This is a genomic window from Craurococcus roseus, from assembly GCF_039523795.1.
GTDB lineage: Bacteria > Pseudomonadota > Alphaproteobacteria > Acetobacterales > Acetobacteraceae > Craurococcus > Craurococcus roseus.
Genome location: NZ_BAAAFZ010000025.1, coordinates 13771 through 39968, shown reverse-complemented (window position 1 = coordinate 39968; position 26198 = coordinate 13771). Strand labels below are relative to the sequence as shown.

Annotated in this window: 27 protein-coding genes; 11 read left to right on the top strand and 16 right to left on the bottom strand. The window is 73.8% G+C overall.

Going from position 1 to position 26198, the window contains the following annotated elements:
• The 6 genes from ABD067_RS10440 to ABD067_RS26410 all read right to left on the bottom strand — a co-directional run.
• Nucleotides 1–141, bottom strand: a 141-nt coding sequence (locus ABD067_RS10440; RefSeq protein WP_343895224.1) for an NAD(P)-binding protein, incomplete at its 3' end; no start/stop codon positions are given.
• A 17-nt stretch (nucleotides 142–158) separates the two neighbouring features.
• Nucleotides 159–845 carry a methyltransferase domain-containing protein gene (locus ABD067_RS10435; protein ID WP_343895222.1) on the bottom strand — a complete coding sequence of 229 codons (687 nt, stop codon included), beginning with the start codon at nucleotides 843–845 and terminating at the stop codon, nucleotides 159–161.
• A gap of 5 nt (nucleotides 846–850) precedes the next feature.
• A complete protein-coding gene (locus ABD067_RS10430) occupies nucleotides 851–1354 on the bottom strand; it encodes a DUF2171 domain-containing protein (RefSeq protein ID WP_343895220.1) in 504 nt (167 codons plus the stop codon).
• Nucleotides 1355–1408: 54 nt separating this feature from the next.
• On the bottom strand, nucleotides 1409–2470 hold the full coding sequence (locus tag ABD067_RS10425) for a type III polyketide synthase (RefSeq protein ID WP_343895219.1): 1062 nt from the start codon (nucleotides 2468–2470) through the stop codon (nucleotides 1409–1411).
• 58 nt (nucleotides 2471–2528) lie between these two features.
• Entirely contained in the window at nucleotides 2529–2981 is a 453-nt protein-coding gene (locus tag ABD067_RS10420; protein WP_343895218.1) for a hypothetical protein, read from the bottom strand.
• Between the two features lie 258 nt (nucleotides 2982–3239).
• Nucleotides 3240–3653 (bottom strand): Uma2 family endonuclease, encoded by a 414-nt coding sequence (locus tag ABD067_RS26410; RefSeq protein WP_408871536.1) that lies wholly within the window; start codon nucleotides 3651–3653, stop codon nucleotides 3240–3242.
• A 263-nt stretch (nucleotides 3654–3916) separates the two neighbouring features.
• Here ABD067_RS26410 and ABD067_RS10415 point away from each other — a divergent pair, with 263 nt between their 5' ends.
• Nucleotides 3917–5200, top strand: coding sequence for a putative DNA modification/repair radical SAM protein (locus tag ABD067_RS10415; protein ID WP_343895217.1), 1284 nt, complete (start codon nucleotides 3917–3919; stop codon nucleotides 5198–5200).
• A 14-nt stretch (nucleotides 5201–5214) separates the two neighbouring features.
• On the top strand, nucleotides 5215–6906 hold the full coding sequence (locus tag ABD067_RS10410; RefSeq protein ID WP_343895215.1) for a UdgX family uracil-DNA binding protein: 1692 nt from the start codon (nucleotides 5215–5217) through the stop codon (nucleotides 6904–6906).
• Nucleotides 6907–6914: 8 nt separating this feature from the next.
• Here the strand turns inward: ABD067_RS10410 and ABD067_RS10405 are convergent, their stop codons facing one another.
• Together ABD067_RS10405 and ABD067_RS10400 are read right to left on the bottom strand one after the other, a co-directional pair.
• The gene (locus tag ABD067_RS10405; protein WP_343895214.1) at nucleotides 6915–7544 is read right to left on the bottom strand and encodes an MlaC/ttg2D family ABC transporter substrate-binding protein; all 630 of its coding nucleotides are present in this window, start codon (nucleotides 7542–7544) and stop codon (nucleotides 6915–6917) included.
• 42 nt (nucleotides 7545–7586) lie between these two features.
• Nucleotides 7587–8396, bottom strand: a complete 810-nt coding sequence (locus ABD067_RS10400) for an MlaA family lipoprotein (protein WP_343895212.1) — start codon at nucleotides 8394–8396, stop codon at nucleotides 7587–7589.
• A gap of 180 nt (nucleotides 8397–8576) precedes the next feature.
• On the opposite strand from ABD067_RS10400, the gene metF reads away from it, so the two are divergent.
• On the top strand, nucleotides 8577–9599 hold the full coding sequence (gene metF / locus ABD067_RS10395) for a methylenetetrahydrofolate reductase [NAD(P)H] (RefSeq protein ID WP_343895211.1): 1023 nt from the start codon (nucleotides 8577–8579) through the stop codon (nucleotides 9597–9599).
• On the opposite strand, the gene ABD067_RS10390 is transcribed toward metF, so the two are convergent.
• Nucleotides 9586–10605, bottom strand: coding sequence for a Bug family tripartite tricarboxylate transporter substrate binding protein (locus tag ABD067_RS10390; RefSeq protein WP_343895210.1), 1020 nt, complete (start codon nucleotides 10603–10605; stop codon nucleotides 9586–9588). The two genes, metF and ABD067_RS10390, sit on opposite strands and share 14 nt — an antisense overlap.
• A 137-nt stretch (nucleotides 10606–10742) precedes the next feature.
• Between ABD067_RS10390 and ABD067_RS10385 the strand changes: the two genes are divergently transcribed.
• Complete coding sequence (locus ABD067_RS10385; RefSeq protein ID WP_343895208.1) at nucleotides 10743–11549, top strand: phytanoyl-CoA dioxygenase family protein; 807 nt, start codon at nucleotides 10743–10745, stop codon at nucleotides 11547–11549.
• Between the two features lie 3 nt (nucleotides 11550–11552).
• Here ABD067_RS10385 and ABD067_RS10380 read toward each other — a convergent pair whose 3' ends face one another.
• Nucleotides 11553–12188, bottom strand: a complete 636-nt coding sequence (locus ABD067_RS10380) for a 2-hydroxychromene-2-carboxylate isomerase (protein WP_343895207.1) — start codon at nucleotides 12186–12188, stop codon at nucleotides 11553–11555.
• A gap of 109 nt (nucleotides 12189–12297) precedes the next feature.
• Between ABD067_RS10380 and ABD067_RS10375 the strand changes: the two genes are divergently transcribed.
• The 3 genes from ABD067_RS10375 to ABD067_RS10365 all read left to right on the top strand — a co-directional run bounded on the left by ABD067_RS10375 (nucleotide 12298) and on the right by ABD067_RS10365 (nucleotide 16488).
• Nucleotides 12298–14514 (top strand): ATP-dependent helicase, encoded by a 2217-nt coding sequence (locus ABD067_RS10375; protein ID WP_343895206.1) that lies wholly within the window; start codon nucleotides 12298–12300, stop codon nucleotides 14512–14514.
• A complete protein-coding gene (locus ABD067_RS10370) occupies nucleotides 14511–15404 on the top strand; it encodes a 50S ribosomal protein L11 methyltransferase (protein WP_343895205.1) in 894 nt (297 codons plus the stop codon). The genes ABD067_RS10375 and ABD067_RS10370 overlap by 4 nt, the downstream gene beginning before the upstream one ends.
• Before the next feature lie 94 nt (nucleotides 15405–15498).
• Complete coding sequence (locus ABD067_RS10365; protein ID WP_343895203.1) at nucleotides 15499–16488, top strand: hypothetical protein; 990 nt, start codon at nucleotides 15499–15501, stop codon at nucleotides 16486–16488.
• Nucleotides 16489–16525: 37 nt separating this feature from the next.
• Here the strand turns inward: ABD067_RS10365 and ABD067_RS10360 are convergent, their stop codons facing one another.
• From ABD067_RS10360 to ABD067_RS10345, 4 genes are all read right to left on the bottom strand, one after another.
• Nucleotides 16526–17053, bottom strand: a complete 528-nt coding sequence (locus ABD067_RS10360; RefSeq protein ID WP_343895201.1) for a GlcG/HbpS family heme-binding protein — start codon at nucleotides 17051–17053, stop codon at nucleotides 16526–16528.
• 73 nt (nucleotides 17054–17126) lie between these two features.
• On the bottom strand, nucleotides 17127–18203 hold the full coding sequence (locus ABD067_RS10355) for a calcium:proton antiporter (protein ID WP_343895200.1): 1077 nt from the start codon (nucleotides 18201–18203) through the stop codon (nucleotides 17127–17129).
• An 84-nt stretch (nucleotides 18204–18287) separates the two neighbouring features.
• Nucleotides 18288–19481, bottom strand: a complete 1194-nt coding sequence (locus ABD067_RS10350) for an MFS transporter (RefSeq protein WP_343895199.1) — start codon at nucleotides 19479–19481, stop codon at nucleotides 18288–18290.
• A gap of 117 nt (nucleotides 19482–19598) precedes the next feature.
• Nucleotides 19599–19823: a DUF1127 domain-containing protein gene (locus ABD067_RS10345; RefSeq protein WP_343895197.1), complete on the bottom strand. Its 225-nt coding sequence runs from the start codon at nucleotides 19821–19823 to the stop codon at nucleotides 19599–19601.
• A 145-nt stretch (nucleotides 19824–19968) separates the two neighbouring features.
• On the opposite strand from ABD067_RS10345, the gene ABD067_RS10340 reads away from it, so the two are divergent.
• From ABD067_RS10340 to ABD067_RS10330, 3 genes are all read left to right on the top strand, one after another.
• Nucleotides 19969–21801, top strand: coding sequence for an aminopeptidase P family protein (locus ABD067_RS10340; protein ID WP_343895196.1), 1833 nt, complete (start codon nucleotides 19969–19971; stop codon nucleotides 21799–21801).
• A complete protein-coding gene (locus tag ABD067_RS10335) occupies nucleotides 21798–22634 on the top strand; it encodes a hypothetical protein (RefSeq protein ID WP_343895195.1) in 837 nt (278 codons plus the stop codon). The genes ABD067_RS10340 and ABD067_RS10335 overlap by 4 nt, the downstream gene beginning before the upstream one ends.
• Before the next feature lie 113 nt (nucleotides 22635–22747).
• On the top strand, nucleotides 22748–23581 hold the full coding sequence (locus ABD067_RS10330; RefSeq protein WP_343895194.1) for a pentapeptide repeat-containing protein: 834 nt from the start codon (nucleotides 22748–22750) through the stop codon (nucleotides 23579–23581).
• A gap of 23 nt (nucleotides 23582–23604) precedes the next feature.
• Here the strand turns inward: ABD067_RS10330 and ABD067_RS10325 are convergent, their stop codons facing one another.
• Nucleotides 23605–24246 (bottom strand): LysE family translocator, encoded by a 642-nt coding sequence (locus ABD067_RS10325; protein ID WP_343895193.1) that lies wholly within the window; start codon nucleotides 24244–24246, stop codon nucleotides 23605–23607.
• A 121-nt stretch (nucleotides 24247–24367) separates the two neighbouring features.
• Here ABD067_RS10325 and ABD067_RS10320 point away from each other — a divergent pair, with 121 nt between their 5' ends.
• Nucleotides 24368–24931 carry a hypothetical protein gene (locus ABD067_RS10320; protein WP_343895191.1) on the top strand — a complete coding sequence of 188 codons (564 nt, stop codon included), beginning with the start codon at nucleotides 24368–24370 and terminating at the stop codon, nucleotides 24929–24931.
• 105 nt (nucleotides 24932–25036) lie between these two features.
• Here the strand turns inward: ABD067_RS10320 and ABD067_RS10315 are convergent, their stop codons facing one another.
• Complete coding sequence (locus tag ABD067_RS10315; RefSeq protein ID WP_343895190.1) at nucleotides 25037–26158, bottom strand: DNA topoisomerase IB; 1122 nt, start codon at nucleotides 26156–26158, stop codon at nucleotides 25037–25039.
• Between the last annotated feature and the right edge of the window lie 40 nt (nucleotides 26159–26198).

The following is a 26198-nucleotide window of genomic DNA, read 5'->3' as shown; positions in this document are numbered from 1 at the left end:
CGCCGCCGCCGCGTCCGGCCCGAGGAACTCGCCGCAGACGCTCTCGCGCGCCTCGGCCGCGCGCTCCAGCAGCAGCACGCGCCGGCCGGCGCGCGCGAGGGCGACCGCGGCCGCGCAGCCCGCGGGACCGGCGCCGACCACCGCGACCTCGGCGTCCGTCACGCCCGGATCTTCCCCACCTGCCAGCGGAACGGGAAGGCCCAGCGGATCTCCGCTTCCACGCCGGCCTCGCGCAGCGCCTTCTCCCAATCCGCGCGGGTGAAGCCGCGGGCGATGGAGACGGTGCTGTCGTGGACCACCATCGGGTCCATCCGCAGCACCCGCACCCCGGCCCAGACGAACGCCCAAGGGACCGGGTGGCGGTGCAGGTCGCTGATCAGCCAGCCCCGCGTCGCCCGCGCATCCATCCACCGCAGGAAGCGCACCAGCACCGGGTCGGGCAGGTGGTGCGCGAAGAGGCTGCACAGCACCACGTCGAAGCGCTCGGCGGGGTCGAGGTCGAACAGGTCGGCGGTGATCCACCTGCCGGGCCGCCCGCGCTTCTCGGCGTGGCTCGCGGCCCAGGGGCTGCGGTCCAGCCCCGCGACGTCGAGCGCGACGCCGCGCTTGGCGCCCCAGGCGGCCACGGCCTCCAGCATGTCGCCGCCGCCCGCGCCGACGTCCAGCACCGACAGCCGCCGCGGCCCGCCCGCCTCCGCGACCCGGTCGAGCCAGCGCAGCACCGGCCGGTAGGCCAGGCTCATGCGGTTGATGCGTTCGAGGTCGGCGAGCGCCGAGCCGAACTCCGCTTCCGTGGCGGAAGCGTCGTCCATCCACTCGTCCGCCGTGCTCCGCTCGCGCAGCACGGCGCTCAACCTTCGAAGTCCCGCCGCGTCGCGTCCGGGTCCATGTTGGGGTCCTCGACGATGCCCGGGCCGCCGCCGAGGTAGCCGTGGCTGCTGGTGCCGCCGCCGCCCGTGCCGCCCGGGTCCATGCCGCCGGCGCTGCCGACTCCGCCGCGCACGCCGGGCGCCCTGCCGTCGTCCGGCACACCCGCCCCGGCGGAAGCCGCGCGCTCCGCCGCGCCCTCTTCGCCGCGGACGGGCACGGTGCCGTCCTCCACCACGTCCCGCGGGTCCAGACCGCCCGCCGCCATCGCGCGCGCCTGCATCCCGGTGAGCGTCAGCCGCACCTGGCCGCCCTCCACCGAAGCGACCACGCCGAGCGGGATGGCGCGGTGCTCGCCCTCGCCAGCCGGGTCGTCGCCCCGCGCCAGCTTGATGCGCCCGCGCTCCAGCCTGTCCACCGTGCCGACGCGCTGCCCGTCGGACCCCACCACGGCCATGTGCTCCCTGATCTCGGGACCGTCGCTCATGTCATCCCCTCCGCTGCGCGCGCCGCCCCCGATGTGGGCAGCGCAGCCGCCGGCTCAAACCGCGGTGAAGCGCATGGTTTCGGCCGAAAGGCCGGGGCCGAAGGCGATGGCGCAGCCGCGCTGCCCGGGCACCGCCCCCGCCATCATGCGCCGCAGCACGAACATCACCGTCGCCGAGGACATGTTGCCGTGCTCGCGCAGCACCGCCCGGCTGTCCTCCAACAGCCCGTCCGGCAAGGAAAGGCCGTTCTCCACCGCGTCCAGCACGCTGCGCCCGCCCGGGTGCACCGCCCAAAGCGAGATGTCGGAAGGCGCCGCGCCGTCGAGGATGGCCTCGGCGTGGTCCGGCAACGCGCGCGCCAGGGTCAGCGGCACCAGGCCGGAGAGCGTCATGTCGAAGCCGGCGTCGCCGATGCGCCAGGTGATGTGCTCGCGCGCCTCGGGCACCAGCGCGGCGCGGAAGCCGTCCATGCGCAGCCCCTCCGCCTCGGCCGTGACGAGCGCGGCGCTGCACCCGTCCGCGAACAACAGGAAGCACATGAGCTGGTCGAGGTCGCTGGCGGGCTGGAGGTGCAGGCTGCACAGCTCCAGGTTCACCACCAGCACCCGCGCCGACGGGTCGCTACGCACCGCCTGCCGCGCCAGCTTCAGCGCGTTGATCGCCGCTTGGCAGCCCATGAAGCCGACGATGGTGCGCTCCACGTGGCCGGGGATGCCGTAGCGGCGGATCAGCCAGTGGTCGAGGCCGGGCGCGGCGAAGCCGGTGCAGGTGGCGAGGATGAGGTGCGTGATCCGCGGCCCTTCCCCTTCCAGCCCGAGCGCGTCGCACGCGGCCTCGGCGAGCGCCGGCGCGTCCGCCTCGAAGCGCGCCATCCGCGCGCCCGTGGAAGGGAAGCGGCCCTCCAGCTCGTAGAAGCCGTCCATGGTGCGGTACTCGTCCGGGTCCGGCTCCAGCACGGAGAAGCGCGCGTCGATCTGCGACTTCAGCGCGAGCCGCCCGAAGGCGGAGCGGGTGCGGTCGTCGTCGATCAGCCGGGCCGCGAAGCGTTGGAAGGCGCCATGCACCTCGTGGCGAGGGACGGCGGTGGCGATGCGGTTGATGTGGGGAACGGTCACGCGACGCCACATGGGGGTCGCGGGCGGCCCGTCACCCCCGGGCGCGCCGGCGGGCCGTTCACCTCTGGGACACGGTCCCGCTGCGCGCGTCCACCTGCAAGTTCACCCGCGCGCCGGCCTGCTGGGCGGAGGCGAGGATGGCGTCGCCCTCCCGCCGGGCCTCCCCGATGTCGGAGAAGCCCCGCTCCCGCAACAAAGCCCGCGCCTGGGCCTCGCTGAGCGGCTTCTCGTCGCGCACCCGCCCGGTCTTGGCGTCGAGCTTCAGCGGCCCGGTCGCCTCGCCGTAGCGCTTCGCGTCGGCGACCGTGACGGTGTCGCCCTCCCGGCTCATCGGCCCGAGGCCGGAGTAGCCCCGCGCCCGCAGCACGATGGCGATCTGGTCCGCGGTCATCTGGCCGGGCTCGAGGCTCTGGGTGGCCATGCTGCCGGACCCCTGGCCGGCGGCGTGTCGCGGGGCGGTGCCGAACAGGGCCAGGCAGCAAAGGCCGGCCGCGGCGAGGGTCTTGCGCATCGGGTGTTCCTTGCCGTGTCCCGCCTTGAACGCGCGAACGGGGGCATGGGTCAACCCCGATGGGGAACGATGCGCCGCTTCGGGAGTCCGCACGGGCCGCGCGGCGTGGCGGATGCTCGCCCCCGAAAAGCCGCGGGATCACCCGTTCCCGGGCGGGAACGCGCCGGAAAGCGCGGGAAGCGCCGAAGGATGAACTTCTTTGGCGCAATGGCCGTACGGGTCCGGGCAGTCCCCTCGCTCGACCGGGCCGTTACGATCTCAGGTATATCGCCGCCAAAGACAGATCGAGCCCGATCTCCGGCAGGGCGATGGCCGCGCCCGGCCCTCGCGCGACCTCCGGCCGCCAATCCACCGAACGCGACAGCATGGTAGCCTCTGGCCGGTCCTGCGCCAGCAGCACGACGGCGCGAGGAGGCAGGGTTCGGCGGCGTAGTCCTGCGCCTCCGTGCCCCGTTCCGTGCGCTCGGTCGTGGGCGACAGCACCTCGAACACCACCGCCGGGGTCGCCACGTCGCCGTCGTCGTCACGGCCGCATTCGACCGTCGCATCCGGGTAGCGGACGCGGCCCCGCGCGCCGACAAGGCATCCAGCAGCCGCGTCGAGAGCCGGGCATGGGGCCGCGTGCCGCCGACCATGCCGCGCGGCACGGGCTGCACCCCATCTAACTCCCACCGCTCCGGCTGTTCGCGCTCCCAAGCGGGGAACTCGTCCAGCGTCCACGGCCGGGCCAGTGACTGCCTCACGGGCCCCTCCCTTGCACCGGGGATAACTCAACGCGACGCACCCCGGCCATCAGGGGGGCGCGTGGGGAACAACGGCCACGAACGTGGTTGCTGGTCCCCGACGCCAACAGCATTGAAATCAACCAGCAAGAGAACATATAATGAACACTGCGTGGCGGGCCGCTCCGCCGCGCTGCGGAGGCGGGCTACGGCATGGAATTGCGCCGCAAACTGGAAATTCTGGCCGACGCGGCGAAGTACGACGCCTCTTGCGCCTCCTCCGGCACCGAAAAGCGCGACAGCAAGGGCGGCAAGGGCATCGGCAGCACGGAAGGCATGGGCATCTGCCACGCCTACGCCCCGGACGGCCGCTGCATCTCGCTCCTCAAGGTGCTGCTGACCAACGCCTGCGTCTTCGACTGCGCCTACTGCGTCAACCGCGCCGGTTCCAACGTCCAGCGCGCCCGCTTCACCGTGCCCGAGCTGGTGGACCTGACCCTCGACTTCTACCGCCGCAATTACATCGAGGGCCTGTTCCTCTCCTCCGGCATCATCCGCTCGCCCGACTACACCATGGAGCAGGTGGTCGCCGTGGCGCGCGAGCTGCGGGAGAAGCACAACTTCCGCGGCTACATCCACCTCAAGACCATCCCCGAAGCCTCCCCGGAGCTTTTGTCCGAAGCCGGCAAATACGCCGACCGCCTTTCCATCAACATCGAGATGCCGGTCGAGCGGTCCTTGAAGGAGCTGGCCCCGGAAAAGGACTTCGCCGCCATCCGCCGCTCCATGGCCCGGATGCGCGCCCGCATAGACGAGGCGAGGGAAGGGGAGGCCAGCGCCCGCCGCCCCGCCGCCAAGGCCGCCGCGCCGCGCTTCGCCCCGGCGGGCCAGTCCACGCAGATGGTGGTCGGCGCCGACGCGGCCGACGACCGCGCCGTGTTGGGCACCAGCGTCAACCTCTACGGCTCCTACCGCCTCAAGCGCGTCTACTACTCCGCCTATTCCCCCATCCCCGACGCCTCCAGCCTGCTGCCGCCGCAACCGCCGCCGCTGCTGCGCGAGCACCGGCTCTACCAAGCCGACTGGCTGCTCCGCTTCTACGGCTTCGAACTGGACGAGATCATGGCCGGCGCCGAGGGCGGGATGCTCGACCTCGGCGTGGACCCCAAGCTCGCCTGGGCGCTCCGCCACCGCGGCCGCTTCCCCGTGGACCTGAACCGCGCCCCGCGCGAGCTGCTGCTCCGCGTCCCGGGCCTCGGCGCCAAGTCGGTGGAGCGCATTTTGTCCGCCCGCCGCTTCCGCGCCGTCCGCGCCGAAGACCTGGGCCGGTTGCGCCTCTCGCTGCCCAAGCTCCTGCCCTTCGTCGTCACCGCCGACCACCGCCCCCGCGGCAACCTCCTCGATCGCGCCGACCTCCGCCGCTTGGTCGCCCCGCGCCGCAGCGCCTTCGGCGCCCTGGCCCGGCCCGCGGCGTCGGCGCAACTGGCCCTGCTCTGACGATGGGCGTCCCCATGCAGCGGATCGGGGCCATCCTCGCGGGCCCCGCCGACTTCCCCGGCTGGCGCGCCCAAGCCCGCCGCCTCCTCGCCGCCGGCGTCCCGCCCGAGGCCGTCGAATGGCGCGCCCCCGGCGACCAGCCCGGCCTGTTCGGCACCGCCCCCGTGCCGGACGTGCCCGCCACCCTGGCGACGACCACGGGCCGCGGCGGCTATTTGTCCGAAAGCGGCAATCTCCTCCCGCCACCCGGCGGCACTTCGTCCGAACACGACAACACCGCCCGGTTTCCGGCCGGCGATCCGTCCGGATGCCGCGACGGCGCCCATCCCTCCGCCGGTGATTTGTCCGAATGCCGCACCGGCGCCAGCGAACCCGGCCGCTCCGTCCCGGTTGCGACCGTCCCGCGCGCCTTCGTTGATTTGTCCGAAACCGCCATCCGCCACCGCGACCCGGAGCGTTTCGCCCTGCTGTACCGGGTGCTGTGGCGGCTGGCCCACGGCGAGCCGGCGCTGATGCGGGTGGCGACCGACCCCGACGTCGCCCGCTTGGAGGCGATGGCGAAGGCCGTCCGGCGGGACGCGCACAAGATGCACGCCTTTGTCCGCTTCCGCGAAATCTCGACGGAAGACGGCCCGCGCTTCGTGTCCTGGTTCGAGCCGGAGCACCACATCCTGGAGGCCGAAGCCGGCTTCTTCGTCCGCCGCTTCGCATCCATGCGTTGGTCCATCCTGACGCCCAGGGCCTCCGCCCATTGGGACGGCGAGGCCCTGGCGATCGGCCCCGGCGCCCGCCGCTCGGACGCGCCCCCCGAAGACGCGCAGGAGGACCTCTGGCGGGCCTACTACGCCAGCATCTTCAACCCGGCCCGGCTCAAGCCCGGCGCCATGCGGGCGGAGATGCCGGTGAAGTACTGGCGCAACCTCCCGGAGGCGCGCCTCATCCCGAGCCTGATCGCCGAAGCCCCGCGCCGCGCCGCCGCGATGGTGGAGCGCGGCGCCTCCGCCCCGGCTCCGCGCCGGCAGCGCAACATCCACTTGCCGGCGCAGCCCGTCGCCGCTTCCGACGTTACGACGGCTATGCCAGCCGACCTCTTCGCCGCTTCCGCGGCCGACCCGAAGGAAGCCCTCGCCGCGCTCCGCGCCGAGATGCTAGCGCTGAACAGCCTGCCGCCCTGGACGGCCGAGGCCACGCAGATGGTGTTCGGCGAAGGCCCGGTCGGCGCGCCGCTGCTCTTCGTCGGCGAGCAGCCCGGCGACGAGGAGGACATCGCCGGCCGCCCCTTCGTCGGCCCCGCCGGGCGCCTGTTCAACAAGGCCTTGGAGGAGGCCGGCATCGGCCGGACCGAGACCTACGTCACCAACGCGGTCAAGCACTTCAAATTCAAGCCCACCGGCCGCCGCCGCCTGCACCAGTCGCCCGATGCCGGCGATATCGCCTACTACCGGCCCTTCCTGAAGCGCGAGATCGACCTGGTCGGGCCGCAGCTCGTGGTGACGCTCGGCGCCACCGCGCTGCGCGCCATGACGGGCAAGCCGCTCGCCATCAACAAGACCCGCGGCGAGGTGCTGCCGGTGGCGGACGGCCCGCCGATCTTCCCGACCGTCCACCCCTCCTACCTGCTCCGCCTGCCCGATCCGGACAGCAAGGCGCGCGAGTACGAGCGCTTCGTCGCGGACCTCAGGCGGGCGCATCGCGAGGTGGCGTGAGCCGCCCCTCAGCGCCCCTCGCGCGCCGCGAGCTGCTGGATCTGGTTGCGCATGGCCGCGAGCAGAGCCGACACCTGCCCGTTGTTGCGCTGGACCACGGCGGAGTACTCGCTCCGCTGCGTCAGCCGCAGCGAGGTGCCTTCCGCGATCACGTCCACCACCTTCGGCTGCCCGCCGACGTTGCCCACCCGCCAGTCGAGCGAGAAGGGCGCGATGTTCGGGCGCTCGATGATGGTGTTCACCAGCACGTCCTCCTCGGCGCGCTGCTGCGCCCGCCCGAGCGAGAACCGCACGCCCTGGTACTCGCCGAAGCGGGCGGACAGGTTGCGTATCAGCGTCTCCTCGAACAGGCGCATGTACTCCTGCTGCTCGGCGGGGCTCGCTTGGCGCCACCAGCGGCCGAGGATGAAGCGGCCGACGCCTTCGACGTCCACGGCCTTGCGCAGGATGGACGCCACTTGCTGGCGGCGGCGCTCCACCGGCGCGTTGGAGTTCAGCGCCGCGACCAGCTCCTGGCCGGTGGCCTGGATGAACTGGGCGGCGCGGGCCGGGTCGGCCCCCTGGGCGCGGGCGTCGCGGCCGCCCGTCGCCGCGGCGAGCGCGAGGGCGGTCCCGAAGAAGAAGCGGCGGGAAGCCATGGTCGTGCGGGTCTCCTGCGTTGTGCTGGCGTCGTCGGCGCCTCAGCGGCCGGCGGGCGCCGAAGGTTCCCCGGCGCCGGCGCCGAAACCGGTCCCGAAGGCGGCCGGCGCGCCGGTCCGGTTGCCGATCTCGGCTCGCCGCCGCTGGCGGTAGGCGCTGCGCAGCGTGGCGTAGGGGTCGAGCGAGGTGCGGTTCACGTCGTCCAGCGTTTCGAGCAGGCCTTCGCGGGTGTCCACCACCGTCGCGCCGGCGCGGCCCCACAGCAGCCCGTCGACTGCGGCGCCCTGGCCCACCCAGGTGAGAGGGTTGGAGGCGATGTCCACGCCGAAACCGCCCAGGTCGCGCGGGTTGGACGGCCCGAGGATCGGGATGAACAGGTACGGGCCTTCGCCCACGCCCCACTTGGCCAGGGTCTGGCCGAAGTCCTCGTCGTGCGCGCGGACGCCCATGCGGTTGCCGGCGACGTCGAAGATGCCGCCGACGCCCAGCGTCGAGTTGACCACGAAGCGCCCCAGCGTGTCCCCGGCCCGCCGGCTCTCGCCCTGCAAAACGTCGTTGAGGAAGATGACCGGGGTGCGGAGGTTGGCCAGCACGTTGCGGACGCCGGTGCGCACCGGCTGGGGCACGACGTTGCGGTAGCCGCGCGCCACCGGCTCCAGCGCGTAGCGGTCTATGGTTTGGTGGACCGCGAAGGAACCGCGGTTGAACGGCTCGATGGGGTCGTTGTTCTGCTTGAACTCCGCCACCGCCTCCGGGTCGTCGGCGGTCGGCCGGGTGGCGCAGGCGCCGAGCAGCGACGGCAAGAACGCGGCGAGGAGCAGCGGCAGGAGGGCGTGTCGCGTCAAACGCATGGTGGAGGCATTCCTCGCGGGCGTGGGGTCGCCGGGGGCGCTCGCCGCCGCGTGGGTGCCGGGGGGGTGCCGGCGGCGAAGCGCCAGCCCATAGCACCTTCCCCGCCGCACGGTAAAACCCCGGACAGTAACGGAACGCAACGCTTGCGCGGCACGTCGGCGATGGGGCAACTCTAGGGCATGGACCAGTCTTACCCCAACACCCTGCAGCGCTGGCTGACCGCGCCGCGCATCGGCGCCCTGCCGGCGCCCGCGGGACTGCCCGCGCCCAAGCTCTCCTTCGAATTCTTCCCGCCCAAGACGGAGGCGCTGGAGCAGCAGCTCTGGGCCTGCATCCGCCGCTTGGCGCCGCTCGGGCCGCGCTTCGTGTCCGTGACCTACGGCGCCGGCGGCAGCACCCAGGCGCGCACCCACGCCATCGTGTCCCGCATCCTGCGCGAGACGGCGCTGACGCCGGCGTCGCACCTCACCTGCGTCGGCGCGTCCCGCGCCGAGGTGGACCGGGTGGCGCGCGACTACTGGGACATGGGCGTCCGCCACCTCGTGGCGCTACGGGGCGACCCGCCGCCGGGCGCCGAGCGCTACGAGCCGCACCCGGAGGGCTACGCCTACGCCGCCGACCTCGTGGAGGGACTGCGGCGCATCGCGCCCTTCGAGATCAGCGTCGCCGCCTACCCCGAGACGCACCCGACCGCGCTCTCGGGCGACCACGACGTCGACAACCTGAAGCGCAAGATCGACGCGGGCGCCACCCGCGCCATCACCCAGTACTTCTTCGACACCGAGGTGTACCTCCGCTTCCTCGACCGCTGCGCCGCGGCCGGCATCACGGTGCCGATCGTCCCGGGCATCTTCCCGGTGAACAGCATCAACCAGGTGCGGAAGTTCAGCGCCATGTGCGGCGCCAGCGTCCCCGACTGGATGGGCCACCTGTTCGACGGCCTGGAGAACGACCCGGAAACGCGGCGCATGGTCTCCGCCGTGGTCGCGGCCGAGCAGGTGCGGTTGCTGCAGGCCAACGGGGTGGACGAATTCCACTTCTACACCCTGAACCGGCCCGACCTGGTCTACGCCATCGCCCACATCCTCGGCGCGCGGCCGTCCGCGCCCGAGGAGGCCAGCGCCCCCGCCTCCCCGAACGGGGTGGCCGAAGAGCGCGCGGCGATCGAAGCGGGGGCGGCGGGGACGTCTACTCAGCCTTGATCCCCTGCTCGCGGATCAGGGCGCCCAGCCGGGCGCGCTGGTCCGCGAAGAAGGCCGCGAACTCCGCGGGCGAATTCCCGCGCGGCAGCATCCCGATCTGCCCGAGCCGGCGCACCACCTCCCCGTCGCGCATCGCCGCCCCCGCCGCCTCGCCCAGCCGCGCGACGACGGCGGGCGGCGTCCCGGCCGGCACGAAGAAGCCGAGCCAGTCCGACAGGTCGAAGCCGGGAAAACCCTGCTCCGCCACCGTCGGCACCTCCGGCAGGTTGGCGAGGCGCTGGCCCAGGCTGACCGCCAGCCCGCGCAACTGCCCCTCCCGCACCAGCGGCGTCGCCTGGGGCAGCGTGGAGAAGACGAACTCCGCGTCCCCCGCCAGCAGCCCGGCGACCGACGGCCCGCCGCCGCGGTAGGCCACGTGGTTCGCCGTCACGCCCGCCCGGCTCAGCATCAGCACGGGCGCGAGGTGGGTGAGGGTGCCGACGCCCGAATGCCCGAACGAGACGCGCCCCGGCGCCGCCCGCATCCGCGCGACGAGGTCGGGCAGGGTGCGCGCCGGGTGGTCCGCGCGGACCACCAGCATCAGCGGCGACAGCGCGATGAGGCTCACCGGCGCCAGCGCCTTCCCGGCGTCGTAGGGGAGGCCGGCGATCAGCAGGTGGTTGACCGAAATCGCCGCGGTGTCGGCCAGCACCGTGTACCCGTCCGGCGCCGCCTGCGCGACCGCGCCGGCGGCGACGGAGCCGCTCGCCCCGGCGCGGTTCTCGATCACGACCGGCTGGCCGAGCATCTGCTGCATCGGCCCGGCGGCGAGGCGCGACGGGATGTCCGCGCCGCCGCCCGGGGGCCACGCGACCACCAGCCGGATCGGGCGGTTGGGCCAAGCGCCGCCGCCCGCTTGGCCCCGCGCGGCGCCCTTCGGCAAGGCCGCCGCGGCGGCCGCCGTCACCGCCGCTGTCACCGCCCCGCGCCGCGTCGCCGCTGGGCGTCCGTTGTTCCGGTCCGCCATCGTGACCCTCCCTGGCCCGGGAGCAGTCTGCGCGGGCGGATGCCGCGACGGAAGCGTACCGGCGCTTGGGCCGGCCTCCGCGCGGGCTATATGCTGCCGCGGCCTAGAACGCGGCCGAACAACGAAGGAGGACGTCCATGACGCTCAGCCAAGAGCAGCTCCGCCAGTTCCAGGACGAGGGCTGGCTCTTCCTGCCCGAGACCTTCTCGCCGGAAGAGGTGGCGGTGCTGCGCGAGGAGTCGGATGCCATCTACCGCGAGCAGCGCCCGGAGGTCTGGCGCGAAAAGTCTGGCGCGCCGCGCACCGCCTTCGCCGCGCACCTCTACAACGAGGCGTTCCGCCTGCTCGGCGCGCACCCGCGGATGATCAAGCCGATCGAGCAGATCTTCGGCGAAAAGCTGTACATGCACCAATACAAGATCAACGCGAAGGCCGCCTTCACCGGCGAGGTCTGGCAGTGGCACCAGGACTACGGCACCTGGCTGCGCGACGACGGGATGCCCGAGCCGCGGGCCATGAACATCGCCGTGTTCCTGGACGAGGTGATGCCGGTCAACGGGCCGCTGATGCTGATCCCGCGCAGCCAGAACCAGGGCAACCTGGACGCCTCGCACGACACCTCCACCACCTCCTACCCGCTCTGGACGATCAACGAGGAGGTGGTGACGAAGCTGGTGCAGGAAGGCGGCATCGTCGCGCCCACCGGCAAGGCGGGCGGGCTGCTGATGTTCCACGGCAACCTGGTCCACGGCTCGGCGCCGAACATCACGCCGTACCCGCGGCGGATCGTGTACCTGACGCTGAACGCGGTCTCGAATCACATCCGCAAGCCGACGCGCCCGGAGTGGATCGCCCACACCGACTTCACGCCGATCGAGCCGGTGGCGGACGACGCGCTGCTGCGATACGCGCGGAGCCGCCAGCACAAGGCGGCGGCGGAGTAGGGGTCAGCGCCGCCGCAGCTCGACGCCGGAGGGGAGATCGGGCAACCGCGCCATCTCCCCGCCGGCGAAGAGGGAGCGGTCCGCCAGGTACGCCTCGGCCATCGGCAGGGCGTCCACGCCCCAGAACAGCTCGGCGCCGATCCTGAGCGTCGGCACACCGAAGACGCCGGCCGCGATCGCCGCCTCCGTCGCTTCGCGCAGCGCCGCCTTGGCGCCGTCGAGATCGAGCCCGTCCCGGTCCGCGAAGCGCCCGCGGAGCGCGGCGAACTCCGCGGGGTCGGACGGGTCGCGCCCCTCGCACCAGACGAAGTCGAACACCGCCCGCACCGCCGCCGGCGTCGCGCCGAGCGCGGTGAGTAGCCGCAGCGACTCCAGCGAGCGGAAGGGGTGGCGCGGCGGGAAGCGCATCGGCACCCCGCCGCGGTCCGCGAGGAACTGGCAGAGCCGGTAGGTGTGCAGCCGCTTCGGCGGCACCTCCGCCGGGCCGAGCGCGCCCCAGTGGGCCAGCATGGCCCCGAGGACCACCGGGCGCAGCGCCACCGGCCGGCGCGCCGCCAGCGCCTCCACCGCCGGCAGGGCGAGGTAGGAGAAGGGCGACACCGTGTCGAAGTACCAGGCGATCTCCGGCGCGTCGTCCATGCGCTGATCCCTACCATTCGGCCTTCGCGCAGCCTCGTCCCGATCGGGCGCCGCGGGAAGGGCGCCGCGCCGGTTGGAGCGGTTCGCCGGATGTTCTATATCGGGCGCCGTGTCTGTCCCCGCCGCGTCCCCGTCTCCGCCCGACTACCTCGCCCGCCTCAACCCCGAACAGCGGGAGGCGGTGGAGGCCCTCGACGGCCCCTTGCTTGTGCTGGCCGGCGCCGGCACCGGCAAGACGCGCGTGCTCACCACGCGGTTCGCCCACCTGTTGATGACCGGCCGCGCCTGGCCGGGGCAGGTGCTGGCCGTCACCTTCACCAACAAGGCGGCGCGGGAGATGCGCGAGCGCGTCTCGGCCATCCTCGGCCGCCCGGCGGAGGGGCTGTGGCTCGGCACCTTCCACTCGCTCTGCGCGCGGATGCTGCGCCGGCACGCGGAACTGGTGGGGCTGACCTCCTCCTTCACCATCCTCGACACCGACGACCAGATGCGCCTGCTCAAGCAGGTGATGGACGCGGCGGGGGTGGACCTGAAGCGCTGGCCGGCGCCGGGGCTGATGGCGGCGATCCAGCGCTGGAAGGACCGCGGATTGGCGCCGGACGGCGTGACGCCGGCCGAGGACACGGAGTACGCCGCCGGCCGCGCCCGCGCCCTCTACGCCGCCTACCAATCCCGGCTGCGCGACCTGAACGCCTGCGACTTCGGCGACCTGATGCTGCACATGGTGACGGTGCTGCGCGGCAACCCGGAGGTGCTGGCGGAGTGGCACCGGCGCTTCCGCTACATCCTGGTGGACGAGTACCAGGACACGAACCTGGTGCAGTACCTGTGGCTGCGGCTGCTGGCGCAGGGCCACAAGAACATCTGCTGCGTGGGGGACGACGACCAGTCGATATACTCCTGGCGCGGCGCCGAGATAGAAAACATCCTCCGCTTCGAGCGCGACTTCCCCGGCGCCAAGGTGGTGCGCCTGGAAAGCAACTACCGCTCCACCCGCCCGATCCTCGCCGCCGCGTCCGGCCTCATCGCGCACAACGCCGGCCGCCTTGGCAAGACGCTGCGCTCCGGCCGCAACGACGCCGAAGGCGAGAAGGTGCGCGTCGTCTCGCTGTGGGACTCGGCGGAGGAGGCGCGGATGGTGGGCGAGCGGATCGAGGCGGCGCAGCGCTCCGGCCACTCCTTGGCGGAGATGGCCATCCTGGTCCGCGCCGGCTTCCTGACCCGCTCCTTCGAGGAGCGGTTGATCACCCTCGGCGTGCCCTACCGCGTCGTCGGCGGGCTGAAGTTCTACGAGCGCGCCGAGATCCGCGACGCGCTGGCCTACATGCGCGTCCTCGCGCAGCCGGCCGACGACCTCGCCTTCGAGCGCATCGTGAACGTGCCGAAGCGCGGCCTGGGCGACACCGCAATGCGCGCCATGCACGCGATGGCGCGCGAGGGGCGCATCCCGCTCGCCGCCGCCGCCGTCCGCCTGGTGGAAGGGAACGACCTGCGGTCGAAGCCGCGCCAAGCGTTGGCGGAGCTGATGCGGGGCTTCGCCCGGTGGCGCGAGATGCTGCCGCGCGAGGGCCACGTCGTCACCGCGGCGACCGTGCTGGACGAGAGCGGCTACACGGAGATGTGGAAGCAGGACAAGTCGCCCGAAGCGCCGGGGCGGCTCGACAACCTCAAGGAATTCCTGCGCGCCATGGGCGAGTTCGACAGCTTGGCCGGCTACCTCGAACACGTCGCCCTGGTCATGGAGACGGACGAGGCCGCCGAGCAGGACCGCGTGTCGCTGATGACGCTGCACGCGGCGAAGGGGTTGGAGTTCGACACGGTGTTCCTGCCGGGCTGGGAGGAGGGGATCTTCCCGTCCCAGCGCAGCCTGGACGAGGGCGGCGAGAAGGCGCTGGAGGAGGAGCGGCGGCTCGCCTATGTCGGGCTGACGCGGGCGCGGCGGCAAGCCGTCATCTCCTCCGCCGCGAACCGGCAGGTCTACGGCAACTGGTCCTCCTCCATCCCCAGCCGCTTCCTGGACGAGCTGCCGCCCGAGCAGGTGCAGCGCGAGGGCAGCGCCGCCGTCACCCGCGGCCGCATGGTCGAGATCCCGAGCGTCTTCACCGGCGCGGGCGGCCTTTCCGCGCGCCGCCGCGTCATCGACCAGGGCGCGTGGGAGGTGCAGGAGCGGCCGGCGCCGTCCGATGCGCCTTCCGTGGGCGAGCGCGTCTTCCACCAGAAGTTCGGCTACGGCGAAGTGTTGGCGGCGGACGACAACAAGCTCGACGTGGAGTTCGAGAAGGCCGGGCGCAAGCGCGTGCTGAGCAGCTTCGTGGAGAAGGCGTGAGCAAGCGGCACGCAGCGCCGCTGGAAACCCTCTCCATCGAGGGCCTGCCGGAAACCGCCGTTCCGGCCTTCGAGGCCGCGCTGCAAACCGCGTGCGCCACGGTCGGCCTGTTCCGCGACGAGGCCACCGACACCTGGCGCGTGGAGGGCGTGCGCGAAGCCGGCGCGGGCGACGACGAGCTGGCGGGCGCACTGGCGCTCGCCGCCGCGGTGTCCGGCATCGAAGCGCCCGCTGTCCAAGCCGCTCCGGTCGAGGCCGAAGGCTGGCTCGCGCGCACGGCCGCGGGCTTCCCCGAGCAGCCGATCGGCCGCCGCTTCCTGGTGCGGCCCACGCACCTGCCGGACCCGAGGACGCACGGCCGCATCGTGTTGCGCCTGGACGCCGGCCTCGCCTTCGGCAGCGGCGAGCACGCCTCCACGCGCGGCTGCCTGCTGGCGCTGGAGCGCGTCGCCCACCGGCGCCCGCGCCGCGTCCTCGACCTCGGCACCGGCTCCGCCATCCTCGCCCTCGCCGCGGCGAAGCTGCTCCGCCGCCCTGTGCTGGCCACCGACATCGAGCCGTGGTCCGTCCGGGTCGCCGGCGAGAACGCGCGCCTCAACGGGGCGCACCGGCTGGTGTCGGCGCGCCTCGCGGACGGCTGGCGGCACCGCGCGGTGCGCGCCGGCGGGCCTTACGATTTGGTCTTCGCCAACATCCTCGCGCGCCCGCTCTGCGCCATGGCGCGCGACCTCGCGGCGCATCTCGCGCCCGGCGGGACGGCGATCCTCGCCGGGCTGCTCGGCACGCAGGCGCGCATGGTGCTCGCGGCCCACCGGCGGCAAGGGTTGTCGCTGGAGGTCCGCCACGACGTGGGGCCTTGGACGACCTTGGTGGTGCGGCGGCGGGGGTGACAGCAATCATTCGTGAGGCGAAGCGGTTATGCCGTGGCGGGTTTTGAGCGCGTTGGCGCTGGCTTGGGCGTTGGCCATAACGGCGCTTGTCCCGGTGGTTTGGCCTATCAAGTCGGCGCCCTTCGATTACGCCGCGACCGCGGGGGCGCCGCCAGAGCGCCTCGGCGTGTTCGGCGCCTGGACCGCGACGCGCACCGCCCGTGTCGAGGGGGAGCGGTTCAACTGCCAAGCGGACACCGGCCCGCTCGATCCGCCTCCGCCGGGCGCGCATCCTTGGGCGCGTGCGCGCCTCGCGGTCTATGAGTTCCCTGGATGGGACGGAGCGGGCGTAGCGGCGTTCTGGGTTCGCCGGATGCTCCCTCCCGACACCGGCGCGGTGCTCCAGGCGGCGGGCGAGCGCGTCATGTTGGGTCCGAGCGGGGGACCTGTCAGGATGGCGCAGGACCCGTCGGCGTTGCTGGCGCTGCTCGAACGCGCCGCTGCGGCGGCCTCCGACGCGGTAGTCACCGTGACCGCCCCGTCGGGACCAAGCGAGGCGGATGCGGAGGAGCGCTTCAGCCTGCTCGGCTTCCGGGAGGCCGTCGCGGCGATCCGACGCGAGTGCGAGCGCCCCGAACGCTCACCGGATTGGCTGGTGCTGGACGGGGGCCTCGTGCGCTTCGGCACCGGCTGGAACGTGCATGCGGTGCCGACCGAAACGCCGGGCAGGCGGACCTGCTTCGCGGCCGCCCGGCGCCTCCTCGAACGGGGTGGCCCTGATCCCGCCGGGCCGCGGCTGGTCGTCGCCCGTGCCATGGCGCCGGGGGGCAGCGCCCTGGTGAGCTACGACCCGGCGCACGTCTATGCCGAAGGCGCCGTCGCCATTCTTCAGGTCGGGGATCGGCGCTTCCCCATGCCGGTGCGCGATGGGATCGCGCAAGCGCTGGACGGCAAGGCGGTGGTCGGCGCGATGCTCGAAGCCGACCCTGAAGGCGCCGTGGCAGTCACCGGACCGGGCGAAGCGGGGGGCGCCCAGGCGACCACCCGCTTCAGCCTGGACGGCTTCCGCTGGACCTACGAAGCCGCCGCCACTTACTGCGGCTGAGAAACGCCGTCCGCGGAAAGGGGGCCGGTGCTGCCCTTCACCTCACCGCCGCTTCCGCCCCCGCCCGCGCGATCTGCGCGTCCTGCGCCGAGGTCACGCCCGACACGCCGATCGCGCCGATGATCCGGCCGCCGGCCTGGATCAGCACGCCGCCCTCCAGCGGCGTGATGCCTTCGACCGCGAGCAGCCGCAGCCCGGCGCCCCCGCCCGCGACCGTGTCCTCCAGCGCCTTGGTCGGGCGGCGGAACTCCAGCGCCGTGCGCGCCTTGCCCTCGGCGATGCGGATGGAGCCGATCTGCGTGCCGTCCAGCCGGTGCATCATCACGAGGTGCCCGCCGCTGTCCACGATGGCGATGGCCACGTTCCAGTTGTTTTCGGTGGCCTCCCGTTCCGCCGCGGCCATGGCCTTCCGGGCCGCGTCCATGGCGATCGGCATGCCGTAGGGCAGCGGCGCGGCCGGCGCGGCGGCGGCGGGCGGCGCCGTCTGCGGCTGCTGCTGGGCGCCCGCGTGCAGCGGGGCGAGAAGGGCGAGCGCGGACAGGGCCGCGAGGGTCTTGGGTGTCATTGTTGTTCCTCCCCGACGATCCGCCCGAGGCGCGGGTCGTCTCCGCAACGGTAGGAGGAAACGCCTCGATCCGCTACGGCGAAGCCGCCAGGAACAGGAACACGGCGAAGATCACCAGGTGCACCGCGCCTTGCAGCACGGTGGTCCGCCCGGTGCCGAGCGTCAGCACCGCGACGAAGAGCGTCAGCACCAGCAGCACCGTGTCCCTCGCGTCCAGCCCGAGCACGAGGTCGAAGCCGAGCAGCAGGGACACCGCCGCCACCGTCGGGATGGTCAGGCCGATGGTGGCCAGCGCCGAGCCGAGGGCGAGGTTGAGGCTGGTCTGCAACCGGTCCGCGCGCGCCGCCCGCACCGCCGCCAGCCCCTCCGGCATCAGCACCAGCGCCGCGATGGCGACGCCCACCACCGCGGCCGGCAGCCCCGCCGCGTCCACCGCCGCCTGCAAGGCCGGCGACAGGGTCTTGGCCAGCAGCACCACGGCGGCGAGCGCGGCCACCAGCAGCGCGAGGCTGGCGAACGTCACGCCGACCGAAGGCCGCAAGGCGGGCTCCGCGTCCTCGTCCGGCGCGGCCGCCGACAGGAAGTAGTCGCGGTGGCGGATCGTCTGCACGAACACGAACACGCCGTATAGGACCAGCGACACCACGCCGACGAAGACGAGCTGCGCCGGGGTGAAGACCGGGCCCGCCTTGCCGAGCGTGTGGTTCGGCAGCACCAGGGCCAGCGTGGCGAGCGTCGCCAGCACCGCCAGCGCCGCCGCCGCGCCGCGCACCTGGAAGCCCTGCTCGCCGTGCCGGGCGCCGCCCGACAGCAGGCACAGCCCGACGATGCCGTTGCACACGATCATCACCGCCGCGAACACGGTGTCGCGCGCCAGCGCCGCCTTGTCCGGCCCGCCGGACAGGATCAAGGACACGATCAGCGCCACCTCGATCACCGTCACCGCCACGGCCAGCACCAGGGAGCCGAACGGTTCGCCCACGCGCGCCGCCACCACCTCGGCGTGGTGGACGGCGGCGAACACGGTGCCGCCCAGCAGCGCCGCGTCCAGCAGCACAACCAGCGGCGCCGAAGCGTCCACCAACCCGAGGGTCGTCGCGCCCAGCATCGCCCAGGCCAGGGCGGGGAAGACCCACGCCCACCAAGGCATTTTTTCCACGTTCGCGGCCATGCGCGCGGCGGTTAAAGCAAAACAGCGACTGTGGAAACCGTGGGGAGAGGGCGCCGCTGGCCCTCAAGCCAGGGCGCGCGCGGGCGGCCTCGCCATCCAGTTCACCGCCGTCGCCGCCAGCCCGACCGCGATCATCACCGGCCAGAAGGCGTCGTAATCGCCCGCGGTCTCCAGCAGCACCGCGCCGGAGCCCGCGCCGAGGAAGCCGCCGAGCTGGTGCGACAGGAAGCACACGCCGTACAGCGCGCCGAGGTCCGCCACGCCGAAGCGCCGCGCGATCGCGGCGGAGGTGAGCGGGATGGTCCCCAGCCACACGAAGCCCATCACCGCGGCGAACACCAGCGTCCCCGCGTAGCTCGGCGGCGCCAGCGCGAAGCAGGCGATGGCGACGGTGCGCAGCAGGTAGATCCAGCCGAGCGCCAACTCGGGCCGGACGTAGTTGCTCACCCGCCCGCAGAGCCAGCTCCCTGGGATGTTGAACAGCCCCACCGTCATCAGCGCCATCGCGCCCAGCTCCACCGGCAGGCCGCAGAGCGAGATGTGCGAGGGCAGGTGCATGGTGAGGAAGGCGAGCTGGAAGCCGCAGGCGAAAAAGCCGGCGGTGAGCAACGCGAAGTCGCGGTCGCCCAGCGCCTCCCGTGCCAGCGCCCGCAGCCCGCCGGGCCGCGAACCGGCCGCGAGGGCCGCGCCCGGCGGCGCCCGCCACTCCACGGCGCGGGCGATCGGCACGATGGCCAGCACCCCGACCGCGAGCATCCCGAGCGACGCCACCGCGCCGAACCCGCCGATCAGCCCCTGCGCCACCGGCACCATCGCCGCCTGCCCGAGCGAGCCGCCGGCGCTGGCGAGACCGATCATCTCGCCCCGGCGCTCCGGCGGCACGGCGCGGCCCACGGCGGCCAGCGCCGCGCCCGTGCCGGTGCAGGCGACGCCGAGCCCGGTGAGGATGCCGATGCCGAACAGTATGGAAAGCGGGCCGGGCAGCAGCGCCGGCAAGCCGAGTCCCGCCGCCAGCAGCAGGCTGCCGCCGGCCATCACGCGCCCGGCGCCGTAGCGGTCGGCGAGCGCGCCTGTCACGGGCTGGCCGAGGCCCCAAACGAGGTTGTGCAGCGCCACCGCGCCGCCGAGGATCGTGGGCGACAAGCCTTCCTCGACCGCCAAGGGCAGGAGAAACAGCCCGAAGGTCTGCCGGACGCCGAGCGCCAGGCTGATGGAAGACGCAGCGGCGGCGATCAGGAGCCAAACGGCGGCGGGCATGGCGGCAGTCAGAACCGCTTACCGACGTCAGGCAAGCCGCCCCGGCGCATGGCTGCCATGCTCCCGGAGCGAAATGGAACAAGGGCGGGCGCTGTCAGGCGCCCGCCGCCGTCGCCGTCAGCGCCGCCGGTTGACGATCGCGCCGATGTCGCCGCGGGTGATGCCGATGTCGGCCAGCTCGCGGTCGGACAGCGCGTTCAGCTCGGCCGCCGTCCGGCGGCGCTGGGACCACTCGGACACCGCCCGGAAGGCGTGCGCGAGGGAAAGCATGAGGCCGGTGCGGGACGCGTGCGGCTCGTTGAACAGGAAGGCGTCCGCGGCCTTGGTCGTCTGGGCGTTCATCGTTACCATCCAAGAGTTGCGCCGGTCGGCCGGTGTGCTGCGGCTCCGTGGCGTGAGGTTTCTTTTTGCACTTGCGAAGAAGAGATAGGCCTTTGCTCGTTCCGTTTGCCGCGCGACTTCGGGGCGGGAGGCATGCCCCTGGCGCATGCCTCTTGCGCTTGCCGTGTTGCTTTTTTGCAACCTGTGGTTGGGGCCTGTTGCGGTGAGCCCGGCCGAGCGCCTGTCGGCCCTTCGCGCTGAACTCGCCCGGCAGGGCGTGGACGGCGTCCTGGTGCCGCGCTCCGACGCGCATCTCGGCGAGTACGTGCCCGCCTCTGCCGAGCGCTTGGCGTGGCTCACCGGCTTCACCGGCAGCGCCGGCCTCGCCGTCGTGCTGCCCGACCGCGCCGCGTTGTTCACCGACGGGCGCTACACCACCCAGGCCGCGCAACAGACCGACCCGGCGCTGTGGGAGCGGCGGCACGTCACGGAGGAGCCGCCCGCGGACTGGCTCAAGGCGCACGCCGCCGGCAAGCGCGTCGGCTACGACCCGTGGCTCCACGCCGAGGCGGGGCTGAAGCGGCTGGAAGCGTCCGGCGCGACCCTGGTGCCGCTCGACTCGAATCCCGTGGACGCGGTCTGGACCGAGGGCCGGCCCGCGCCGCCCGCCGCGCCCGCTTCGCCGCATCCGTTGGAGCACGCCGGCCGCCCCGCCGCCGAGAAGCGCGAGGAGGCCGCCGCCGCGCTGCGCGACGCGAACGAGGACGCCGCCGTGCTGGCGGACGCGCACTCGGTCGCTTGGCTGCTCAACATCCGCGGCGCCGACCTCGACCACACGCCGCTCGTCCTGGCCTTCGCCCTGCTGCGCGCGGACGGGACGGCCGAACTCTTCCTCGACCCCGTCCGCGTGCCGCCCGAGACGCGCGCGCACCTCGGCAACGGCGTCGCGGTTCGCCCGCCCGACGCCCTGCCGGACGCGCTGCGCTCCCTTGCCGGCCGCCGCGTGCGCGTGGACGCGGAGTCGACGCCGGCCTGGTTCGCCCGCACCCTGCGCGACGCCGGCGCCGTCATCGTGCCCGGTGACGACCCGTGCCGCCTGCCGCGCGCCCGCAAGAACGCCGCGGAGCAGGAAGGCGCCCGCAACGCGCACCGGCGCGACGCCGTCGCCCTGGCGCGCTTCCTCGCCTGGTTCGCCCGCGCCGCGCCGGGCGGGCGCGAGACGGAGATGGGCGCCGCCGAACGCCTGCTCGCCTTCCGCCGCGAGGTGCCGCTGTTCCGCGGCGAGAGCTTCCCGGCCATCAGCGGCGCCGGCGAGCACGCGGCGGTCATCCACTACCGCGCCACGCCGGAGACCGACCGCCGCATCGGCGCCGACGAGTGCTACCTGATCGACAGCGGCGGCCAGTACCTCGACGGCACCACGGACGTGACTCGCACGCTCTGGACCGGCCCCGGCGAAGCGCCGTCCGAACTGCGGGAGCGCTACACCCGCGTCCTCCGCGGCCACCTCGCGCTGTCGGCGCTGCGCTTCCCGCGCGGCGCGGCCGGGCCGCACCTCGACGCCATCGCGCGCGTGCCGCTCTGGGACGCCGGCCTCGACTACGACCACGGCACCGGCCACGGGGTCGGCAGCTTCCTGTCCGTCCACGAGGGCCCGGCCGCCTTCAGCCGCGCCGCGAAGCCGGTGCCGATCGAGCCCGGCATGATCCTCTCGGACGAGCCGGGCTTCTACCTGCCCGGCCGCTACGGCATCCGCATCGAGAACCTGCTCCTCGTGCGCGAAGCGGAGGAGAAGCTTCCCGACCAGGCGAAGCCCTTCCTCTTGTTCGAGACGCTGACCCTCGCCCCTTACGAGCGCAGGCTGATCGAGCCCGCGATGCTCACCCCCGCCGAGCGCGAGCGGGTGGACGCCTACCACGGCCGCGTGCTGGCGGAGGTGGCGCCAGCCTGCGACGCGGACACCGCCGACTGGCTGCGGGAAGCCTGCGCTCCCCTGTGATCCGCCCCCGTCCCCGCCGCCGCCCCGCCGCCGCGGTCGCGCCCGAGGACGCGCCGCTCGCCGCGTGGCTCGCCGGCCGGCGCGTGCTGGTGGCGTACGGCCTGCTCGGCGACACGACCGCCGCGCTCCGCCGCGTCGGGATCGACTACATGTGGGCGCAGCAGGACTGGCTGCGCGCGGTGGGCGCGGCGCCGGAGGTGGTGCGCGCGCCGACCGCGGCCTCGGTCGCCGCCAACGCGGCGCGCATCCGCGCGGCGCTGCTCGCCTCCGAACGCCCGGCGCTGATCATCGCCCACAGCAAGGGCGGGCTGGAAGCGCTGGCGGCTTTGCTCGACCCGGCCGCGGCGGCGCGCTGCGCCGGCTTCGTCGCCTTCCAGTCGCCCTTCTTCGGCTCGCCGGTAGCCGACGCGGTCGCCGGCTCGCGCCCGCTGCACGGGCTGGCGCGCCTGGGCTTCCGCGCGCTCCGCATCGGCGACGGTGAGGGCTTGCGCGACCTCACCACGCCCGTCCGCGCCGCCTGGATGCGCGCCCACGCCAACGCCGTCGCCGACCTGCTGCGGCGGGTGCCGGTGGTGACGGCCGCGACGCGCCTGGACGCCGCCGCGCTGGGCGGCATCGGCCGGGACCGCGCCTACGGCATCGTGACTCGTTGGCTGGAGCGGCAGGCCGGGCCGAACGACGGGCTGGTGGCGGTGTCCTCGGCCCTGCTCCCCGGCGCGCGGCAGAGCGTGGACCCGGGCGGCCACGTCGCCCTGGTGGCGGCGGGCGGCGGGCGCGACCCGGTGGGGGCGCTGCGGCGGGCGGTGCGGATGGTGGCGGCGCCGGGCGGCTGAGTCCCCGCGCCGGAGTTGCGAGGGGCGCGGAAAGCGCCCATGCCTCCGCTCCGGGGTCTGCCGTCGCGCCCGCCCGCCTCCAGGCTGTGCCGGGCGTTGGGGAGGAGACGACGATGCGCGGAGCGCTGTTGCTTTGGCTGCGGTTGGCCGCCTGCGCGCTCGCTGCTCTGCCGCCGGCGCTCGCGGCGGCGACGGCAGCCCGCGCCGAGGACCTTTCCCGCGAGGAGGTGTCCGCCCTGCTCGCCGGCGCGGCCCGCGCAGGCCGCCCCGCCGACCTCGGGGGCCGGACGCTGCGCGGCCTCGACCTCAGCGGGCTCGACTTCACGGGCGCGCGGCTGGTCGGCGCCGACCTGTCCGACGCGAATCTGCACGCGGCCAAGCTGCAGGACGCCGACCTTTCCGGCGCCAAGCTCCGCCGCGCCAACCTCGTCGTGACCTGGCTGATCCGGGCGAACTTCACCGGCGCAGATCTCTTTGGCGCCAACCTGCAAAGCCTCGTCACCTCGACGGGCCTGGAGACCTCGACCCGCGAGGCGCCGATCTTCGCGCGGGCCAACCTTTCCGGGGCGCGCGTGCAGGGGCGCCTCGGCCACGCCGACCTGACGGGCGCCAACCTCTCCGGCGTGCGGATGGGCGCCGACATGCGGAACCAGTCCATGGGCCTGATCCGCGCCGAGCTGCCCTTCGCCCGGCTGGCGGACGCCGACCTGCGCGGCGCCGACCTCGGCCGCGCGGTGCTGCGCTTCGCCGATCTGCGCGGCGCGACCCTGGCGGGGGCGAGCCTGGCCAGGGCGGACCTGACGGGCGCGAACCTCGCCGGCGCCGACCTGTCCGGCGCGGACGTGGCGGAGGCCACCTTCACCAATGCGCGGCTGGCCGACGCGAAGGGGCTGGACGACGCCAAGGGCCTCGACAGCGCCAAGGGTCTGGACCGCGGCGCGCGGTGACGCCGCCGCAGGGTCGGGCGAGCCTAGCGCGGGGCGAGCAGCACCCGCACGCCTAAGCCCACGAACACCGCCCCCGCCGCCGCGTCGAGCCACCGCCGCACCCTGGCGAGGGCCGAAGCCGCGCGCCCCGCCGCCGCGATCAGCGCGCCGAAGAAGGGCAGGGCGAACAAGGGCAGGAGCGGCCCGAGCAAGAGCATCTGCAACCAAGCCGGTGCCCGGTCCGGCGCCACGAATTGCGGCAGGAAGGCCAGGAAGAACAGCGCCACCTTCGGGTTCAGCAGGTTCGTCGCCATGCCCTGCCGGAAGGCGGCGCCGCGGCCCAAGGGCGCGCCGCCGACCGCGGTATCCGGCGCCGCCGCGCCGCCGTCCGTCCGCAATGCCGCGCGCAGGCAGTTGACGCCGAGCCAGATGAGGTAAGCCGCCCCGGCCACCCGCACGGCGAGGAACAGCCCCGGCGACGCCGCGAGCACCGCCGCGAGGCCGATCGCGGCGAGCGCCACGTGCCCGAAGGTGCCGACGAAGATGCCCAGCGCCGCCGCCCAGCCGCGCGCCGCCCCACCTCGTAGCGTTTGCGCGATCACGAACAGCATGTCCGGGCCGGGCGTCAGGATCAGCACGGCGCAGGCCGCGAGGTAGGCGAGGAGGAGGTGCGGGTCCACGGGCATGCACGCACCCTAAAGCGCCGCCGCAGCGGCGCCACGCGCCGAACCGCCCCCGTGCGTTCCGCCGCGGCGCGCGGGCGCCCCGGAGTGCTGCAAGCGCTTGTTTCCATTCGGAAAAGGAGGTATGCTTCACCCGTCAACGTTCGAGAGTCGACTGTCCCTTCCGCCCGATCCCCCAAAGGCTTTCCTGCGCGCCCTCTCCGTGGCCGCCTGCGCCGCCGCGCTCGCCTCCGTCGCCACGGCCCAGGCGCAGAACGGCCCGGCGCCGAACGCCTTCATCCAGGTCATCCCCACGGAAGGCCGCGCCCCGGTGCGGGTCGCCGCCGGGCAGGTGGTGCGCGTGGCGCGGGCCGAGGGCTACACGGTCATCGACACCACCGCCTACGTGCAGCAGCGGACGGTCGAATCGGTGGAGGCCGTCGCGCGCCGCTTGGCCGCGGCCGGGCAGCGGCTGGTCGCGCTGACCGACCTCCGCGACGCGCGCACCTACCTCGCGGCCGACCGCGTCGTCCTCGTGCGCGAGCCCTACGAGCAGCACGCGGCGGGCGCACGCGCCGCCGTCGTGATGGCGGGCCTCCGCTTCAACAACGACGTCGCGGTGCGCGAAACCGTCGAACAGGTCGTGGCCGCCCTCGAACGCGCGCCCGCCGCGCGGGCCGACGCGCCCGAACCGCCCGCGGCGCGGTAGAGGGGCGCGCACCGGACGCCGCCGGCCCGCCCGGATAAGGGCCACGCGGCCGGTGGGGTGGAAGGGCGCCAGGATGGCGGCGCGGCAAGGGACGGAGGCGCCGCCCTACGCCGCTTCCTTTTCCCTCCCCATCCGCTTGAGCCGCTGTTGCAGCAGCGCCAGCACCGCCGCCTCGTCCGGCCGCAACGTGCCGGAGTCGCTCGCCGCCTCCGCCTCCGCCGCGATCTCCAGCACCAGCGCCTCGTCCAGGTAGCAGTCGAAGATCTCCGGGTGGACGTAGCACTTGCGGCAGACGGTGGGCGTGTTGCCCAGCCGCGCCGCCACCGCCTCGATCGCCGCGCGGATGTTGCGCTTGGCCGCCGCCGCCGTGTTGAAGCGCTCGGCTTCTTGCAGGGCCAGCGCCGCCAGCACCGTGCCGGCCCAGGTGCGGAAGTCCTTGGCCGTGACGTCGGCGCCCGCGATCTCGCGCAGGTACTCGTTCACGTCGTCCGAGGTCACGTCCCGCAGCTCGCCGTCCGCGTCCACGTACTGGAACAGCTCCTGGCCGGGCAGCTCCTGGCTTTGGCGCACGATGCGCGCCACGCGGCGGTCCTTGAGGCCGAGCTTCCAGGTCTTGCCGCTCTTGCCCTTGAAGGAGAAGCGCAGCTCCGAGCCGTCCACCTCCACATGGCGGTTCTTGAGGGTGGTGAGGCCGAAGGAGCCGTTCTGCTTGGCGTAGTCGTCGTTGCCGACGCGGATGAGGGTGGTCTCCAGCAGGTGCACCACCGTCGCCAGCACTTTCTCCCGCGGCATCCCGGGCTTCCTCATGTCGGCGTCCACGCGCGCGCGGATGGCCGGCAGGGCGGCGGCGAACTCCATCATGTGGTCGAACTTCGCCGCGTCGCGCACCTCACGCCAGCGCGGGTGGTAGCGGTACTGCTTGCGGCCCTTGTCGTCGCGCCCGGTCGCCTGGATGTGGCCGTTGGCGTGGGGGCAGATCCACACGTCGCGGTAGGCGGGCGGGATGGCCAGCGACCGGATGCGCTCCAAGGTCGCTTTGTCGCGCACCGGCTTGCCGTCCGGCGTCCGGTAGGCGAAGCCCGAGCCGGAGCGCCGCCGCGTGATGCCAGGCCTTTCGTCCGAAACGTAGCGCAACCCCGCCTCGGCGGCCGCTTCCTTGGCGTCCACCACGCCGGGCGGGAGGGCGTCGGCGGCGTCGTCGAGGGCGGCGGGGTCGTCCAGGGGCATGGGCTCGGCGGCGTTCCAACCGGGTACATACGGCTGTGCC